14 protein-coding genes and 1 pseudogene are annotated in these 17,919 nt (G+C 38.8%); 4 read left to right on the forward strand and 11 right to left on the reverse strand.

Translation table 11 applies throughout. The features are described from left to right. Positions 1-184 precede the first annotated feature (184 nt). The 5 genes from EHV15_RS04315 to EHV15_RS04335 all read right to left on the reverse strand — a co-directional run bounded on the left by EHV15_RS04315 (position 185) and on the right by EHV15_RS04335 (position 5,951). Positions 185-1,294 (reverse strand): Kelch repeat-containing protein, encoded by a 1,110-nt coding sequence (locus EHV15_RS04315; protein WP_178075758.1) that lies wholly within the window; start codon positions 1,292-1,294, stop codon positions 185-187. Beyond that, positions 1,245-1,451: a hypothetical protein gene (locus EHV15_RS04320; protein ID WP_128630154.1), complete on the reverse strand. Its 207-nt coding sequence runs from the start codon at positions 1,449-1,451 to the stop codon at positions 1,245-1,247. Before EHV15_RS04320 ends, EHV15_RS04315 begins: the two co-directional genes overlap by 50 nt. A 160-nt stretch (positions 1,452-1,611) precedes the next feature. Then, positions 1,612-2,832: a Kelch repeat-containing protein gene (locus EHV15_RS04325; protein ID WP_128630155.1), complete on the reverse strand. Its 1,221-nt coding sequence runs from the start codon at positions 2,830-2,832 to the stop codon at positions 1,612-1,614. Positions 2,833-3,044: 212 nt separating this feature from the next. After that, on the reverse strand, positions 3,045-4,841 hold the full coding sequence (locus tag EHV15_RS04330; protein ID WP_128630156.1) for a glycosyltransferase: 1,797 nt from the start codon (positions 4,839-4,841) through the stop codon (positions 3,045-3,047). 45 nt (positions 4,842-4,886) lie between these two features. Next, positions 4,887-5,951: a glycosyltransferase family 2 protein gene (locus EHV15_RS04335; protein WP_246061308.1), complete on the reverse strand. Its 1,065-nt coding sequence runs from the start codon at positions 5,949-5,951 to the stop codon at positions 4,887-4,889. Between the two features lie 1,090 nt (positions 5,952-7,041). Between EHV15_RS04335 and EHV15_RS38195 the strand changes: the two genes are divergently transcribed. Both EHV15_RS38195 and EHV15_RS04350 read left to right on the forward strand, forming a co-directional pair. Continuing rightward, a complete protein-coding gene (locus tag EHV15_RS38195; RefSeq protein WP_082207641.1) occupies positions 7,042-7,173 on the forward strand; it encodes a transposase in 132 nt (43 codons plus the stop codon). After that, positions 7,170-7,358, forward strand: coding sequence for a hypothetical protein (locus EHV15_RS04350; RefSeq protein ID WP_128630157.1), 189 nt, complete (start codon positions 7,170-7,172; stop codon positions 7,356-7,358). Before EHV15_RS38195 ends, EHV15_RS04350 begins: the two co-directional genes overlap by 4 nt. A 678-nt stretch (positions 7,359-8,036) precedes the next feature. Here the strand turns inward: EHV15_RS04350 and EHV15_RS04355 are convergent. Further along, the gene (locus tag EHV15_RS04355) at positions 8,037-9,431 is read right to left on the reverse strand and encodes a cohesin domain-containing protein (RefSeq protein ID WP_128630158.1); all 1,395 of its coding nucleotides are present in this window, start codon (positions 9,429-9,431) and stop codon (positions 8,037-8,039) included. A 578-nt stretch (positions 9,432-10,009) separates the two neighbouring features. On the opposite strand from EHV15_RS04355, the pseudogene EHV15_RS37130 reads away from it, so the two are divergent. Then, positions 10,010-10,205 (forward strand): annotated as a pseudogene (locus EHV15_RS37130) (fibronectin type III domain-containing protein); the annotation flags it as partial. Between the two features lie 52 nt (positions 10,206-10,257). On the opposite strand, the gene EHV15_RS04360 reads toward EHV15_RS37130, so the two are convergent. The 4 genes from EHV15_RS04360 to rfbH are packed head-to-tail and all read right to left on the reverse strand — an operon-like array spanning position 10,258 to position 14,599. Continuing rightward, positions 10,258-11,145 (reverse strand): NAD-dependent epimerase/dehydratase family protein, encoded by an 888-nt coding sequence (locus EHV15_RS04360; RefSeq protein ID WP_128630159.1) that lies wholly within the window; start codon positions 11,143-11,145, stop codon positions 10,258-10,260. An 18-nt stretch (positions 11,146-11,163) separates the two neighbouring features. Continuing rightward, complete coding sequence (gene rfbG, locus EHV15_RS04365; RefSeq protein WP_128630160.1) at positions 11,164-12,246, reverse strand: CDP-glucose 4,6-dehydratase; 1,083 nt, start codon at positions 12,244-12,246, stop codon at positions 11,164-11,166. Then, on the reverse strand, positions 12,236-13,039 hold the full coding sequence (gene rfbF / locus EHV15_RS04370; RefSeq protein WP_128630161.1) for a glucose-1-phosphate cytidylyltransferase: 804 nt from the start codon (positions 13,037-13,039) through the stop codon (positions 12,236-12,238). Before rfbF ends, rfbG begins: the two co-directional genes overlap by 11 nt. 12 nt (positions 13,040-13,051) lie before the next feature. After that, positions 13,052-14,599, reverse strand: a complete 1,548-nt coding sequence (rfbH, locus tag EHV15_RS04375) for a lipopolysaccharide biosynthesis protein RfbH (RefSeq protein WP_218571210.1) — start codon at positions 14,597-14,599, stop codon at positions 13,052-13,054. Between the two features lie 151 nt (positions 14,600-14,750). Here rfbH and EHV15_RS04380 point away from each other — a divergent pair, with 151 nt between their 5' ends. After that, positions 14,751-16,628, forward strand: coding sequence for a glycosyltransferase (locus EHV15_RS04380; RefSeq protein WP_128630162.1), 1,878 nt, complete (start codon positions 14,751-14,753; stop codon positions 16,626-16,628). A gap of 61 nt (positions 16,629-16,689) precedes the next feature. On the opposite strand, the gene pseC is transcribed toward EHV15_RS04380, so the two are convergent. Then, positions 16,690-17,877, reverse strand: coding sequence for a UDP-4-amino-4,6-dideoxy-N-acetyl-beta-L-altrosamine transaminase (pseC, locus tag EHV15_RS04385; protein WP_128630163.1), 1,188 nt, complete (start codon positions 17,875-17,877; stop codon positions 16,690-16,692). Positions 17,878-17,919 lie beyond the last annotated feature (42 nt).

Here is a 17,919-nt window from a genome sequence, read left to right on the forward strand (position 1 = left end):
TTTTAAATATGGGTGTCTATACTAAAATTTCCATTAATATAAAAACAACCTACGATTAACCACTTTTGGCTCGGGTCTCTGCGGCATCAAGGAAACTAACATCATAAATTGTGTAATAAGTTTCTTCATTCTTGAAAGATACAGAAATCAAAAAGGAGCCGCTTCAGCGACTCCTTTTATAAAATTATTCATTTGTAACACTGTTGTACTCATTTACTTCGAAAGTCAGTATTTTATCAAAAATAACGTAGTCTTTTCGAGCACTAAATGGTCCTCTATTGTTATCATGTTTATCAATTGCGTAAGAAGCTGTTCCCGTACCGGCTTGTTTGTTCTCGTACCAAGTTATAAAATCATTAACTTCTTGCATTGAAAGGTCAAACTCTTTTTCAAATCCTGTGTTCATTGTAATTACAAGAATGGCACGGTTTCCTGTCGTCGGTTGCTCTGGCTCCGGGTTTTCATCGTTCGCGATTTTTATCATTTCAACAGTCTTTAGAGCACCGTTAGTAGAGCCATCAGTACCGCCAATTACGTATAGATCATTTCCCACTGACGCTGCAACGTTTTGAACTCTTGAAAATGTAAGGTTTTTAAAAGAATTCAATGAATTGTCAATAGGGTCGTATACTTCAACCGTATCCATAATACCGTTAGGCCCATTGGAGCTCCCACCTAACAAATATATCTTTCCATTTATAATAGCTGTACCCATAGCTGTTCTTAAAGAGGTTTCTTTTTTTAGTGTCCAAGTTTCATTGGCTGGATCGTATTCATATATTGTGCCATAAGTAGAAGAGTAGTTAAATCCCCCCAAAACATATATCTTATCCCCGATACTCTGAGATGTGATATTGGCTGAGAAAGGCATATCTTTTAAGGTTGACCAGGAGTTTTTTTCAATATCAAAACATTCAATTGTCGGAAGAGCAGTGCTTATAGTTCCACTATCATTTCCGTTTTTTGCTCCCCCCATAACATATATTTTGTTCCCAACCGTACTTGCTGCAGCCCATGATCTGGCGGTAGGCATATTTGGGGCAGTCGTCCATGTATCGAGTTTAGGGTCATAAATCTCAACTTTACTTGTTCGCTGTAGTTTAGTACCAACATCAAGGTATCCACCAATTACATAAATTTTATCATTATATACTGTAGCAGTAACACCTGCTCTTGCTGTAGGCATATTCTTTTTTTCAGTCCATTTGTCCGTTTCAGGATCATATTCGTATGTGTTATTCTTTTTAACTCCTAAGTGAGCAAAAACTAGAGTCTGATGCTCCACCGAAAACATAAATTTTCCCATCCAGAGTGGCGACAGCAGACCCCATACGAGGAGCTGGAAGATCGCTTTTCTTTACCCAATCTTCACCATTGGCAAAAATAAGTGATGAATTAAAAGCAATACCGAAAAGCAACATGAATACAAATGCAATAGATAGTTTCTTCATAAAAATAGCCTCCCCTTACTTTGTAATATGGAGTTGACTTTACTAAAGAAAATTAGGATTGTCTAAACAAATATGTCTATTTGTGTAAGTTTATGTCGAACAATAAATATTTTTAGAACAAAAAAAGGGCCGTCATCGACGACCCAAAAAACAGAAAACTTTATTCATAAGTTGCAGCAGTAACGGTACTATATTCGTTTACTTCAAATGTTAAAATGTTGTTGAAAATTACATAGTCAGTTCGCTTGCTAAATGGCCCTATATTATTCTTATGTTTATTTATTGCATATTTGGATGGGCCAGAACCGGAATCTTTTTGATCGTACCAGGTAATAAAGGCATTTACTTCGACCATAGAGAGGTCAAATTCTTTTTCTAAGCCTGTTATCATGGTGATAGTTAGGATAGCACGTTCATCGGATGGTTCTGGTTGAGGTTCACTATAGTTGGGATAGGTTTCAATTAAATTAGAGATTGATGAATCTATGTAACCACCATATAAGTAGATCTTTTCATTAAACACAGTTGCGAATGGATGTTTACGACTGGTAGGGAATGCTTCATCTGTAGCCCAAGTGTCGCTGCTCGGATCGTATATGTCTACTTGGTTTACATTTGTTGTGTTGGAGCCACCTAGTACATAAATTTTGTCATTATAGATTACAGTTGTTGCTCCATATCTAGCAATAGGCATATCACTTTTTTGAGTCCATTTTTTTGTTGTGGCATCATAAGAATAAACCGAGCTTGTTGCTTTTTTGTCAAGATTTAATCCGCCAAAAAAGTAAATTTTATTTTCAAAAGTAATTGCAGAACCATACAATCTTGCTTCTGGGAGGCTTGTTTCAGTGTTCCATTTATTTGCTTTGGTATCATATGATTCAACCTTATTTAAGTACTTGAGATCAAGAGAAGCTCCTCCAATAACATAAAAAAGATTATTCAAACTAGCTCCGGATGCTCCAAATCTGGGTGCAGTCATTTTAGTTAAATTAGACCAAGTATTGGCTTGGGGATCAAACACCTCAAGAGCATCGGTTTGGTTTTGACCTGAATTCTGGTATACCCCACCGGCCACATACAGCTTTTCTCCCACAACTCCATAAGCGGTCAGTTCTCTACCTTGATTCATCGGTGCGGTCTTTGTCCAAGCTTCAGTTGTCGGATTGTAATGAAAAACTGTATTTGTATAGGTACCAGTATTATCAATCCCCCCAGCAACGTAGAGCTGATTATTAATGACACCCGATGCAGGTCTTCCTTTATAAAATGGCATTTCTCCACTTGTCTTCCAGAATGGACTTTCTGCCATAGCAAAGTTTCCAAAACTGCTAGCAAAAATAATTAATACTAAAGTCACTATACTTACTTTAACTTTCAATATCCTCACTCCTTATGTATTGTTTTCATCAACAACATTACAATTAAACCCAAGGATTGTCTAAACAATAATGTCTATATTTGCAAATTGATGTCGAAACAATTTTTTTGAATAAAAAAAGAGCCGCCAGTGACGACTCAAAAACAGAAAATTTTATTAATAAGTAGCAGTAGTAATAGTGAACACATAAAAGTCTTTTATTGTAATGATGCTTATTGATTACATAAAATACTCCCCCGTCTAATCTCATCCATTAACTGACAAATGTCCTCATCTTTATTTTGAATCTGATCTAGATAATGCAGAGCTAATTCATACTCATTAGCCTTAAATAGAATATAACCCAAATTGTAAAGTGAATTTTCATCGTTAGAGTCCAGTTGTATCGCATATTGTAACAAGGGTATCACCATATTAAATAATCCATTGTTGTAGAAAAAAAACGCTAGTTTATTGGCATACTCTATTCTGTTGCAAGATAAACTATCGATAATTTTTATAGTTTGCTCACTTGTTAAGTTGCCGTCACAGGCATTATCCAATAATTTCAACAGGTCTTCTTCATTTTCCATATCCAAACTTAAGCGATCAACGAGATCCGTTATGTAATTGTCGAAATTAGGCGAATTCGCCTCTATCTGATACTTTTTAGTTTCATATTGTTCTCTTAGCGAAGGACCGGCCAATTTAACAAGCTCATCAACAAACTGTTGATCCAGATCATTAATGGAACCAGTCTCACCGTATAATCGAAGATTTAAAAAGCCAGCATTTGTAAACATGGCTTTAATATCTTTTTGCGTAAACAGTCTCAATTGAGAACGATCTACTACGCCCGCCTCTTTATATATACCTCTTCCGTAAAGCACTTCTCGCAAGATGCTATAATGCATAAAGTTGGGGATACTAGCCACGATCTTGCCGCTTGGTTTAAGGAGTCCGCTCAAATTTTTCAGTACTTCCCATGGCTCCTGTAGGTGCTCGAGTGTATCCGCTAAAATAATGTAATCGAAATAGTTAGCTGGATAGTCCGGAATTCTTTCCTCAATATTCGCTGTTTTAACACTCGCAAAATTTGAAGCCATCGCTGCCGCAGCTTTATTTTCTTCAATCCCGTGTAATTCCGCGTTTTTAAATTTCCCTTTTATCCCCATGAGCGTTCCGCCGCATAAGCAACCGAGCTCCAATACACGAATAACTGCGTTCCGATCAAAAGGGCTTAATAATTGAATAATATCATTTCTGATTAATGATGATCGTCCCGGTTCAAATCCCCATTTTTCCACAAACTTCTGTTTATTGCTGTTCATTAAAGCCATGTACTTTTCATTTTTGGCCCCAAAAGACACTGATCCATAATGATGAATAAAAACATTTTTGCAAAGAACGAGATAATAGCCTGCTTCGATCATTCTAAAACTGAAATCATCATCCTCAAAATTGCCTGGAGTAAACCTTTCATCCAGCAGCCCAATTTGATCGATAACCTGTTTTTTTATCAACAAACAATAGCCCATTAATCGCAATCTATATTCATAAGCTTCTTGAAATTCAGTGACATTTGGATTGCTTCCGTTAAACTGATCAGCAAAAATAAACATTTCTTCGATCGTTTTATAAGGAACTTCAATTTGTTGAAAATTGGACATGCTATTGGTTACAGGCCCTACTGCCGCAATGCGTTCATCGCTGTATAAAGACTCCACCAAAAGCTCAAGCCATCTAGGGGTTACTATTACATCGTTATTTAAAAGAAGAACATTCTCACCTTTAGCAAGTGCAATGCCCTGATTACAGCCTTTAGGAAAGCCTTCATTCCGATCATTCAATACGGCCAGAATATCATGCTGCTGGCTTAACCACTCGGGAGTTCCATCGGTAGACTTGTTATCAATCACAATCAATTCGTAAGTTCCCGCTGCAGTATATTTCCGAATGCTATCAATACATTGCTTTGTGTAATCCAGTTGGTTGTATGTCAGGATAATGATGCTGGTGAGTGTCTTCATCTCATCTGCTCCAATCAATTCCGTATACTGCTCTGCTAAAATAGCTTACAGTTGTTTTAACCTTTCGTTCGATGGCTGGTAACCATATGTTGTTGCAGCCTCCCGATAGCACTCTTTTGCCTTGTTTATGTTCCCCATCACTTCATATAGGCCGCCCAAATTGTGCAATGCGGTAAAACTGCCGGTTCCCCTAACGCTGTCATATTGGTCCGTTTCTCCAATTTCCAGGCATCGCAAATAGGATGCTTCAATGTACGGAAACAAATCGACATATTTTGCGGTATTGCTTAAAATCAGCTTCATGTAAAATATCCCGCAAGCAAAATGAAAATCACTGAAATCCCGTAAAAAATCCCTTTCCCGCTGAATCACCGGCAATCCGCTCTCCAGTTGGCCCGTTGCGATCAGTTCATAAAGCAAATTGACGATGACGTTGGGAGCGTAGTATTCCTTTCTTGTCAGCAGCCTGTACGCTTGCTCTAGATGCTGGCACGCCTGGGCATGATCGTTAATCCCTCTGTATTCTTTGGCGATCTGAAAATGATAATACGAATCGTGGGGGCTTTTTTCGATCTCTTTTTTCAAAATGGGAATATTCCGCTCAGCTTTTGATTTCATATAACCATCGTGCCAAATCTCCACAGGCAGCTTAATTCTGGGAAGATCGGAAACCAATTGTTCATGGATGCTGCCCTCGTATCTGACTCCGGACGGAAAAATCCGCGATATAAAGCTTTGCGCGGTGGATTCCAAACCATCATCACCAATAAATTGGTTGACGATTTTGACTCTGCCGATAGCCTTCTCACCGTTTATGAACTGACGAATAGCGGTGCTGTCCTCGCTTTTTACATATTCATCAGCATCCAATACCAGGTTCCAATCGCTTGTCGAGTGCTCTAAGGCGGCGTTTCGGGCATCCGCAAAATTTTGATTCCATACCCAATCATAGATCTTGGCGCCGAAATCTTGAGCAATTGATTTAGTGCGGTCTGTTGATCCCGTGTCGACAATAATAATCTCATCAACCAGTTTACAGACGCTGTCGAGGCAGCGCGCCAGAACTTTCTCTTCGTTTTTGACGATCATGGTCAACGCTACAGTCTTCATTCAGAATCCTCCCGATCCGCGCTTGCTGACTCTTACTACAAAAAAAGGTCGTATATTGCCTTCAATGTTCAACTTATATAGAAAGTTTTTAATCACTCTTAGGCAGCGCTAATAACACTCCAAGAGCTTAATTCACTTTAAACTTCAGCTATTTTAACGGGATTTCGGATCATAGGGATGAAGTATTCGAAATCCCTAACGCCATATTGTAAGCATTAACCTCAAATGTAACGATTTTATCTAAGAACATAATATTTTTATGATTTACAAGCTAAGATGAACGTAAACAAAAGACAGCCCTCCATATTGCTACATCTCGCAGGTTAAAATGTATAGTGATAAACCAAACCATTTCAGAGCTACATAGCAAAAGAAGAACTGATACTATGCAGTCTACCACAAAATTTGTCGATTTAGATGTATCCAAAGAAAAAAATTCGGTTGTGATTGCAGATGTGGCGGGAAAGCTCCGCGCTATTACGGGAGCATTCCTCACACACCGGCAGCGCTCCGCAAACTTATCAAAGAGCTGGGGGGGCCGAAACACTATCATTTTGTTATGCGGCAGGTCCAACGGGTTACGAAACTTATCGCTAGATCACCTCCATGGGAGTCCATTGCTTCGTCATTGCCCCGTCGCTCATTCCCAAACGCCCCGACGACCACGTCAAGACGGATCGACAGGGACGTCGAGTAGCTTGCCCGTCTTTTCCATGCAGGAGAATTAACGCCTGTCTACGTCCTGGAGCGGGAAGACGAGGCTTTGCGGGAGTTGGTTCGCGCCCGGGAAGCCGCCAAAAAGGACACGCATCGGGCACGTCAGCGGATATTGAAGTTCTGCTTCACCATCAAGTCGAACCGCCGGCTACGATAAAGCGTCGTTGGACGAAGAAGTATCGTGCCTGGCTGGGGCAATTGACATTCCCTTACGAGCCTATGCAAGTGGCCTTTGATGAGATGCTTCATGCCCTGGATGGATGAGATCGAACAACGCATGGGGCGATTGGAAAGAGCATTCGGTCAGTAAGCCACGGTTGGCCCAAAAGCATCTCTGATTCAGGTACTTCAGTCCTTGTGTGGTATTGGGCTAATGACGGCCATCACTCTTGCAGCTGAAATCGGTTCATTTGCACGCTTCCGCTCTTCTGCTCAACTTATGGCGTACTTAGGGCTGGTACCTCGGGAGTACTCACCGGCCAAAGCACTCGGAGGGGAAGCATGACCAGAACCGATAATGGGCGTTTACGCCGAGCCCTGGTGGAATCAGCCTGGAGCTATCGCTACCACCCTGCGGTGAAAGGAGATCTCGCCAAGCGCCTCGATGGCACGCCGACCGACGTACAAACGTTGCCCTTGAAGGTTCAAGAAAGATTGCACTACAAATACCACCATCTCGTTTTTGGATAGAACAAGCACAAAAATGTAAAGCCTGCTTGCGAGTCATCCAGCATTTGCGCTCTATGATAAAAGGCCTACCTGCTTGTCCCTTCGATTCCGATTTTCGCCTATCTTGCCAAGTGGGCCTCGTCTAGACTTATCAGTTTCTGGATCCCAAACAAAGGTATAGCCGACGCTTCCGCGCTCAACCGTGGAGCAAGCTTTTGAGGTCTACAGCAGCCCATAGTACTCATATGTAGCAACCTTCTTCCAGCACCGTCCAATTCATACATAACGAAGCTGTTCCCGTAGAAGGAGACGCATTTATGAGCAGGTAATGGAAAGCGGCCACCAGTCTCGTACGACTGCTCCCTTAATTATACCGTGGCCAAGCAAGGCTTTGTGCATTGGTGCCCCAAAGGGGAGGCCATCTACCACAAGCCCTCTGAAAACAGTGCGTAACTAGGAAACAGAGATTGTAAACTACCATCAATGTCGTTTCACTAACAACAACGTCGAAAGGCGTCGCAATAGGATAAAAGTCTTTAAGAACCGTCACTACTTCACGCGAAACCGCAACGGTTACAAGGTGGGGATCCTCGTTGAATGTAATTGTCATTGGCTAATCTCCTGAAAGTCAAGCACTGATTATTAGATTGAGCCATTTTATAACTCCGACCTTAAGACTGAGCTCCCAATGAATCAAAATTAGAGATTCCGGCTGTAATTTGCATTGTTAAGCATTTGATTGACGATATAAACCAAGTCCTCATCGTTTACGTACCCATCGATAACTTGATCTGCACTATGTCTGGCTGTATCTGTATCAGCCACTGCCTTTCCAAAATAATATCCGTCGATTGCAAGGTCAACGAGCGTATACTCACCTGATCTGTTTACATCATCGACGGTTACAGCCTCAACGATTACGGAGTCTAACAGACAGTTCTCTTCATCCAGATCAAATTCTCGTTCGGTGTCTGCAATTCTCCCTCTTAGGGCATCAACATCCCCAGTTCCGATGCTAATGGCTCTAAACTTGAGCTTTAAAATAGTCGTGTCCTCATGAATACCGTATTCCTCACCTTGACTCGCGATAATAAATCGAATATTACCAGACTTATCTGCCGACTCGTTGTAGACTTTATATCCTGTAATTTCTTCGTAACCAAGATATTTAAATAGGGTCGTGTCATAATTGATCGTAAAATCTTCCGCGTAAATTTTGTCCACATTTTTCAAAGATATGGTAGCATCAAACTCCTGGCCTACAGTAACGGTATCTTCGTTGATGATAACAGCCAAGACTGGATTTAAAGCTACAGCAGATGGAGTTGCAGAAACTTCATTTGAGTAGCCGGATTCGACTCCATTTACTGAAGCAGTTGCAGCAATATAATAGGTTACTCCATTAGTGAGATTGGGAATAGTGTAATTTGAATAAACATCACTCGTCACTGTTACGAAGTTTGTATACTTTCCAGATTCTGTTCCATAATAAACGGTGTAACTTTCTGCGTTATCCACTTTATCCCATGAGAGTGTAATTTGGCTGTCTCCAGACGAAGCACTTAAGATTGCCGGAGAATTGATTCCGATTAGGTAACCACCTTCGTCAAGATCAATCGCATCTACAAGTAACTCTTTTCCACTAACTAGATTTTTTAATTCGATTGTATGAGTGCCTGGAGATAAACCGGTTTTTTCATATACTACCGTTAAATATTTATACGTTGACGAATATTCTGAAATTATTTCTGAAACGCCATCTATAGTAACCTGAATTCGGGAAGAGTTACCAGGCGCATAGTTGTTGACCAAACGAATTTTAGTTCCCGTAAACTTAAATTTAGAACTAGCCCCATTACTAGTCGAATAGTGATGCCCTCCCTTCCAAAAGGCGGAACTATTATCTTTATAGACTTGCCAAGTCCCACTATAAGAAATTGCTGCATTCGTGTCATCAAACCTTGTCCAGCCTTCTTCGGGTTGAAAAAGTTGTATTGGGGTTACTGCCGCATATGTGCTTGTTGGCGAAAAAATGAAAACTGATAATAAAATTACACCGAATACTGAAAATAATTTACCGAACTTTAATTTCATACAAATCCCCCCACATAATAATTTAAAAACTCTTATATGGTAAATCATACATAATAATTCGTCTAAACAATTCCATATATAATATATCATAATAAGTAATATAATCATTTTATTATCATTTAATGAGATATACTCCATTATATTATCAAGAAGTGATCCGGGAAAAAATGGTACAACTTTGGGGTATAAAATTGGATCTTTGTATATTTTTGGAGTGCGGCAATAAGATAATAAGGGATCGGTTACACCCGATCCCCTGATACAAAGAATCGCTATAAAAGTGGGCCGCTTCGGAATGATCCAGAAATAGACCTTCACTGGGAGAATGGCCTACTTACGACTTTTTTTTGCTATAAAATATCCACCTAACTTTGTAACTAAAGAATCCATGTTTCTTGAAACGTTCTCGTTGAAGCTCCAGCATGCGTTGAAGGGACAGAATCCAAGTAAAGGCGGCAGAAGGAAATTTGTGCATGAATAAATAGATACCATAAGACTAATCTTCGAATTTTACAAAACTAAGTTGCTTTTAAAACTGTTAGAATGTTATAGTAACGAAAAATGAAAATACAGAACTGGAACATCCTATTGGTAATCGCGCTATCCTCATCGTTACTATGAACACTGGACTTGAGAAAGAACTCTCGATGTAGTAGGTTAAACGATTTTATAACTTTGTATGAGAATAAACAAACTGGGTCAGGGACAGTATTGGCTGTATCTTTTGCTATTAATAAGCATGGTAACAATAAAGGTCCGTTCTCTGCGAGATAGGATTAAGTTATCTTCGATAAGATTCTATAGTTTAAAGTGAATGAATACAATTTTACAAATGAATAACATTGATTATTTTTTTTATGCCTTCCTCGATCCCATCATTCCAACTCCAGCCCAACTCTTTTAATTTTGAAGTATTGGCATAGGAATCCATAATTTCCGATTCTCGATACGGTAAAGCACCGAATAATAGTTGGGTACTAGAGTTTGTTAGCAAATGAGCCGACTCAATAAAGTTCCTTATTGATAAACTTATTCCCCTGCCGATTTCTATTTCATTATAAAAATCCGCAAAAAGATGTAAATTATTTATTATTTGTCGATATGCTGAAGTCACATCGTCTATCGATATAAAATCTCTCTTTTGCTCTCCAAGAGTTAGTTCCAAAGATGGTATATTATTCAATAATTGAGTGATTGTATTAATAGTAAATTTATTGGGATTGTCATTCGGTCCATAGACATGCTCTAAACGAGCATTTATTAATTTCGTATCTCCTTTCCCCCTAAATATATCGGCTAATTCCAAAAAGTATCGTTTTGTTTTTGAATATGAACTAAGATAATTATAGTTCTGATGAGCAGGTTTATTAAAAAAAGTATCCGTATTAATAAAAGCTTGTACTTTATGCTCAATAGCGTTCTCTAATAACTTCATGGGGAAAACAACATTACTCTCTATTTGTTCACTTAAAGACTCATTGCCGCCATAAGATGTTGCTGCATGGATAACAACATCTACACATTCATTAGCGAATACATTATTAATTGCAATTTTATCGATATCATACGACACGACTTTGTTTAAAATGCCATCAATCCGATAGGTGTCCGAGAAACTTCTTTTCAAAATAACTACATGATGATAATCATCCAGTAGCCCTTTGACTAGGTGACTCCCTACGAACCCAGTCCCGCCAGTTACAAGAATTCTCATTGGCTCAATCCTCAAATTTTATAGGCTGCTGTATTCAAGAATTTGATGCTCACAAACTTCTTGCATATTTCTTTTATCCATGTAAGCATAATTCCAATCAATGATCTTTTCAATGGATTGTTCCAGTGACCATTTAGGGGCCCATCCCAACTTATACTTGGCTTTTGAACAGTCAAGTTTCAAATAATGCGCTTCATGAAATTGATTATCGCGTCTTATTTGGAATCCTGCATTCCCGTTCCATTTAGAACAAAATCTTTCAACAATCCACTGAACGGTTTTAGCATCATCGTCACTCGGTCCAAAATTCCAAGGTTCCGCATACTCGCAACCATACAAATACAGCTTTTCTGCGAGCAATAAATATCCACCCAATGGTTCAAGAACATGTTGCCATGGTCTAATTGAGTCAGGATTTCTAACTATAATGGGAGTATTCTCTAATAAAGACTTCATTATATCGGGTACGAGCCTATTGTTGGCCCAATCCCCACCACCGATAACGTTACCTGCTCTTGCGGTTGCTATGGCCACACCATGTTTTTCATAATTTTCAGTATTAAAAAAAGAATTCCGATAAGAAGCCGTAACTAGCTCAGAGCAAGCTTTGCTACTGGAATAAGGATCATATCCACCCATCGGTTCATTCTCGCGGTATCCCCAGAACCATTCCTTATTCTCATAGCACTTATCTGTAGTCACGTTTACAACAGCCTTAATTTCATTCCCATTATTAATTCTTCTGATCGTTTCTAACAAATTAACGGTGCCCATAACATTTACCATATATGTTTCAACTGGGTTAATATAAGACTCACTAACAAGCGGTTGAGCCGCCATATGAATGACAATTTGCGGTTTGGCTTCCTTTATTGATTGCTCTAACAACTCAAAATTCCTAATGTCACCAATAACGCTTTTTTCTATAAGCGATTCAATATTACACACTTCAAATAAATTAGGTTTTGTGGAGGGCGGCAAAGAGAATCCTGTTACTTTGGCACCTAATTGTGTTAGCCACAACGATAACCAAGACCCTTTAAAACCCGTGTGTCCGGTCAAAAACACCCTCTTATCTTGCCAAAAATTTTTATTCGCCATCGATCGTCACCGTATCCAAGTCCCATGTTTTCCAAGGAGCTTTCCCTTTTTTCCACAACTCTTCAAGTAGGTTCTTATCTCTCATTGTATCCATGGGTTGCCAAAACCCTTCGTGTTTATAACTCATCAATTCACCGTCTTTAGCCAAGCCTTCTAATGGTTCCTTCTCAAAAACAGTAGTGTCATCAGATATATAGTTGAAGACTTCCGGCTGTAAAACAAAAAAGCCTGCGTTAATCCATGCGCCATCACCTTTGGGTTTTTCTTGAAAACCTTTAACCTCATTACTTGCCGTTATAGTAAGTGCACCAAATCTTCCGCTTGGCTGTACCGTGGTAACCGTTGCAAGTCTTCCATAAAGCTTATGGTTCTCAACCAATTCTGATAAATTGACATCGGAAACCCCATCACCGTAGGTAAGCATAAATGGTTCATTTCCTATGTACTTTTGAACTCTCTTTACCCTGCCGCCAGTCATTGTATCTAAACCGGTATTAACCAAAGTAACCTTCCAAGGTTCAGCTGTATGATTATGAGTAATGAGTTGGTTGTTATTTTGAAAATCAAAGGTCACATCTGATTCATGCAAAAAGTAGTGGGCAAAATACTCTTTAATGTAAAATCCCTTGTAACCTAAGCAAATGATAAAATCATTAAATCCATAATAAGAGTAATGCTTCATAATATGCCATAAAATCGGCCGCTCTCCTATTTCGATCATGGGCTTTGGTTTAAGATGCGATTCTTCGCTTATTCTAGTCCCATATCCGCCTGCAAGAATAACTACTTTCACAACAAGGACCCCCTAGTTAGCATTTTTTGAAAGAACAAATTCTCTTATCTTTCCGATCACATAATCAATCATTGCATCTGTAAGTCCTGGATAAACCCCCACTAAGAATGTATCATGCAATATCTTATCCGTATTGGTTAAGTCCCCGTGCACTCTATAGTTAACGCCTTGGTACGCAGGTTGACGAATTAAATTTCCAGCAAAGAGCATGCGTGTTTGAATCCGGTTTTCTTCAAGATATTTAACAATCTCATTCTTGGTAAATCCAGCTCCGTCACGAACTGTCAATATAAATCCAAACCAACTTGGATCTGAATTAACAGTTGCCCTAGGCAAGATGAAGTATTCTTCTAAATCTCTTAATCCCTGGTACAACCGATTAAAATTATTTTTTCTAGCTTGGACAAATTCAGGAACCTTTTTCAATTGCGCTACCCCAACAGCAGCCTGCATGTCGGTAACTCTCAAATTATACCCTATATGAGAATAAGTGTACTTATGGTCATAACCATATGGTAGAGAGCCTAATTCCCAGCCAAACCGTTTACCGCATGTATTGTCGCAACCTGAAGGACACCAGCAATCTCGCCCCCAATCTCTAAATGATTCTATGATAGTCTTCAACAGTGCATTATTCGTATAGACTGCTCCACCTTCCCCCATCGTCATATGATGAGGAGGATAAAAACTGGACGTTCCAATATGGCCATGTGTGCCTGTTAATTTTCCTTTATAAGTAGATCCTAAAGCATCGCAGTTATCCTCAACGACCCACAGATCATATTTGTTGGCAACTTCCAGCACCTTGTCCAGTTCAAATGGATTACCCATGGTGTGGGCAATCATAATCGCTTTTGTCTTTGGTGTAATAGCCTCTTCGATACGCTCTGCAATGATGTTATATGTTCCTAGCTCGACATCAATAAAGACCGGAACAGCTTTATTTTGAACAATGGGGCCAACTGTAGTAGGAAAACCCGCTGCTACAGTAATAACCTCATCGCCTGGCATGATACGCTTCTCTTTTAATTTGGGAGAAGTTAAAGCTGAAATAGCCAATAAATTTGCTGATGATCCGGAATTTGTTAACAAAGCATATCTTACTCCCAAATACTCGGCAAATTCTTTTTCAAATTGCTTATGGTATCTGCCGGCTGTAAGCCAAAAATCCAATGAAGAATCGACGAGATTCCTCATTTCTTGTTCATCGTAGACCCTGCCTCCATATACTATAGGAGTAGAATCATTATCATTCTTTTTGTCTAAATGGAACAAATTGTGGTAATTTTCGACATTGTACAAAATTTCTAATCTTATAATCTTTTCAAGTTCATTCCGGCTTATATCTGAATATATTTCAATATCTTCCGAGTTCAAACTAATTTTTTTACGTATATCCAGATATAGCGGGAAATCAAAATTAGAATTATTGATTTCCAGGTTATAAGTACTTGAAAAATCTTCAGGTAGATTTTTATATAAAGAATAGCCATACATAAGTTGTTCATTAGTAATAACTACATAGCTTTTAATACTTTTAACAAAGACGATTTTCCCCATTATTTCGGCACTCCTTTTGGCCTTACCTATTTTTAAAATCTAAAAGTATCAATACTATCATATCGGCATGTTATCGTTATAAATAAACATAAATCAACCACCAATATTAATGCTATAATTTAATCAAAAATAAAAAAGGTGCTGAACGAAGATGATCAAAAAAGAACTATCTGAGCTGACTCAACAGATCGATCAAGAGCTACAAAAAATAGATGATCTGTTAGCTAATGAACTGGTTGAAGCAGCATATTCAGAATATATTAATCTTGTAAAAAAGATAGAAAGTACGGAATACAAAGATATTGATATTCAATATAAAGCCAAAGCCTTCATCTCTTTTGCTTATTTTTTGTTTAGCGTGTCAGAATTCAATGAGTTTTTTAAGATGCTAATAAAAGCTCAGAAATATGGATACTCAAGAGATGATTTAGAAAAAATACTTTTAGAAGCTTTTGTCGAGCCTAACTTAAATGAATTTAAAACCCTTTATGAAGCTAATATCAAGTTTTTACAATGGAATAAATACATAAATATCGAGAAAACTGTAGCTTTTGATGATCTACCATTTTGGCTTCTCCCCAATGGTATTCCAAATGAATACTATTTATATCATAAGAAACAAAAGCTTATACAAGAAAAAATAACACTATATAATTATCAGCAACTTCAATCACTGCCGACCTCAGATGCCTTTGCAGATTATTTGCTACTAGAGGATTGGAATTGGAGTAATGTCTTGACATATACAAATTCTATTAAAAAAAGAAACAAGAAAACTTATATCATAATTAAGGAGATTGAGAAGTTTCTTTCATGTTTGCAAGGTGCATTATTAAATAATGAAACTATATCTAATGTATTAATATTTGATAATCTTAATCGTTTCAATGAGTATCTATCGGACTCTAATTTATTTCTCCCAAGGAATATCATTAACCTTTCAGATAAAAGTTCAATGCCTCAACAAATTTTAGACGAAATTCATAACACCCGGATTCTTAAAGAAAATCGAAAGGGAGATCGAGTTTTACTCAGTATTTGTATTCCTAGTTACAACAGAGGGAAAAGAGCTTATGAAAATATAATTCATCTGCTGGAATCCTACTATGATGAGGAAATAGAAATTATTCTGTCTAATAATGGAACACAAAATGAAACAAAAGCGTACTATGATAAAATTAGGGAGATTGGAGACGGAAGATTAAAATATTTTGCCTTTGAAGAAAATCAGGGATTTGCCAATAACTGTTGCAAAACCTGCGAATTGGCAAGCGGGAAATTTATTTTATTATTAAGCGATGAGGATTTAATTAACTTTAATAATTTACATTTCATCATGAATAAATTGTATGCTTCAAAAGATACTCTAGCTTTGATGAGGACCTCATGTACTTCACATAACAAGCTATCGAATTTAGTTGCAGCTTCAGGAAAAGAAGCACTGTTAAACTTTATGCTATCATCTAATTATATGTCAGGTATTATTTTTAACAATAAACTTCTTAAAAAGTATAAGGGAATCAAATACGTTAGAGAAAGATTGAATAACAGCGTCTGTTTCTGGTATCCTCATATGTTCTGGGAGCTATTATTATGTCAATACGGAAAAGTAGAGAGTACAGATCTCATTCTAGTAAACGAAGGAAGGGCTGAAAAAACTGAATTCGATGCGCTGAACATAAATGATGAGGTTGTAATGCCTTATTATGCAACAATTGAAGGTCGTTTGGAGCAGCACGAAGGATTTATCCAAATTTTTAATGATTTAGAGATAGCTAGTCAGAACCTCGACCTATTAAGGGAAATGTACCTCAAGCTTTGCTTTCATACTTTGTTTCTATCAACGCTTTCAATAAATGCTTATTATAAAAAAACAAGTACCGACATCCATAAATTATACGAACAATCGTATAATTTATGTTCAAAAGAAAGCTTCTATAAAACTAACATAAACCATAATGATGACTATTATCGACATGATCTAAACATAATTACTCGATATTACGAGCATTTTAAAAAGTCAATTTAAATACTAAGTTAAAAAAATCTACTCAAAAAGGATCTTTTTCAAGATCCTTTTTTCATTCAGATTACTTCAAAAAAAGACCGTATACCTTTTTGACCGCTGTCATCACATCTACCACATCCTTGTCCATCATCTTCGGAAAGAGCGGCAATGTTATGGCTGTATTATAATATGTCTCCGCATTAGGGCACAAACCTGAGCAATAACCAAGTCCCTTGTAGTAAGGCTGCAAATAAACGGGAATATAATGCACATTTATCCCGATATTTTCCGCGCGAAGCGCCTCAAAAATCTCTCTCCGATCTGCGGTAAAGTACTCCGGCAACCAGCGAATTATGTAAAGATGCCATGAAGACTCGGCCATAGGGTACTGTTTAGGAACGACAAGGCCAGGCAACGTGGAGAAAAATTCATTATAGGTTGCCGCGATTTCTCGTCTTCTTGCAATAAAATCGTCGAGCTTGTCCATCTGGCTTGCGCCCAACGCCGCTTGCATGTCGGTCATGCGGTAATTGTAGCCCAGTTCCTGCATTTCGTAATACCACGGTCCGTCCGTCCGCGTTAGTTTTTCCGGCTCCCTAGTCATCCCGTGGCTGCGGAATAACAACAGCCGCTCATAGTAGCGCTCATTGTCCGTCGTAATTATACCGCCTTCGCCGGTTGTAACATGTTTGACCGGGTGGAAGCTAAACATGGTCATATCGGCACAGGAGCCTATCTTACGCCCAGCATAAGTAGCCCCTAACGAATGCGCGGCATCCTGAATCAAAACGAGGTTTCGATCATGCGCCAACATCGAGATTCGGTCGATTTCCACCGGCTGCCCCGTAAAGTCAACCGCTATAATCGCCTTGGTTCGTTCGGTTATTTTCGACTCTATCTCCGCCGGATCGACATTGTACGTATCCATGTCGATATCTGCAAAAACCGGCGTTCCGCCTTGATAAAGCACACAGTTGCTGCTGGCCAGAAAAGTAATCGGCGTCGTTATCACTTCGTCACCTTGGCCGATCTCAGCCGCAAAACAGGCGCCATGAAGCGCGGCCGTGCCGTTGGCGAAGGCCACCGCATATTTGGCACCGACATATTCGGCAACTTTTCGCTCGAAAGCTTGAATGGCGGGCCCTTGGGTGATGAAGTCTCCCCGCAGAACCTTAACCACCGCTTCAATATCCTGTTCATCCAGCCACTGCTGCCCGTAAGGCAGCAGCGTAGCGCGAACCGGCTGGTTAGATTCATGTTCTTTTGACATTCCGCTTTCCCTTCTTCCTCAAAATGCAAATTATACCGGTTG

It is taken from the genome of Paenibacillus oralis, assembly GCF_003863965.1.
GTDB lineage: Bacteria > Bacillota > Bacilli > Paenibacillales > Paenibacillaceae > Fontibacillus > Fontibacillus oralis.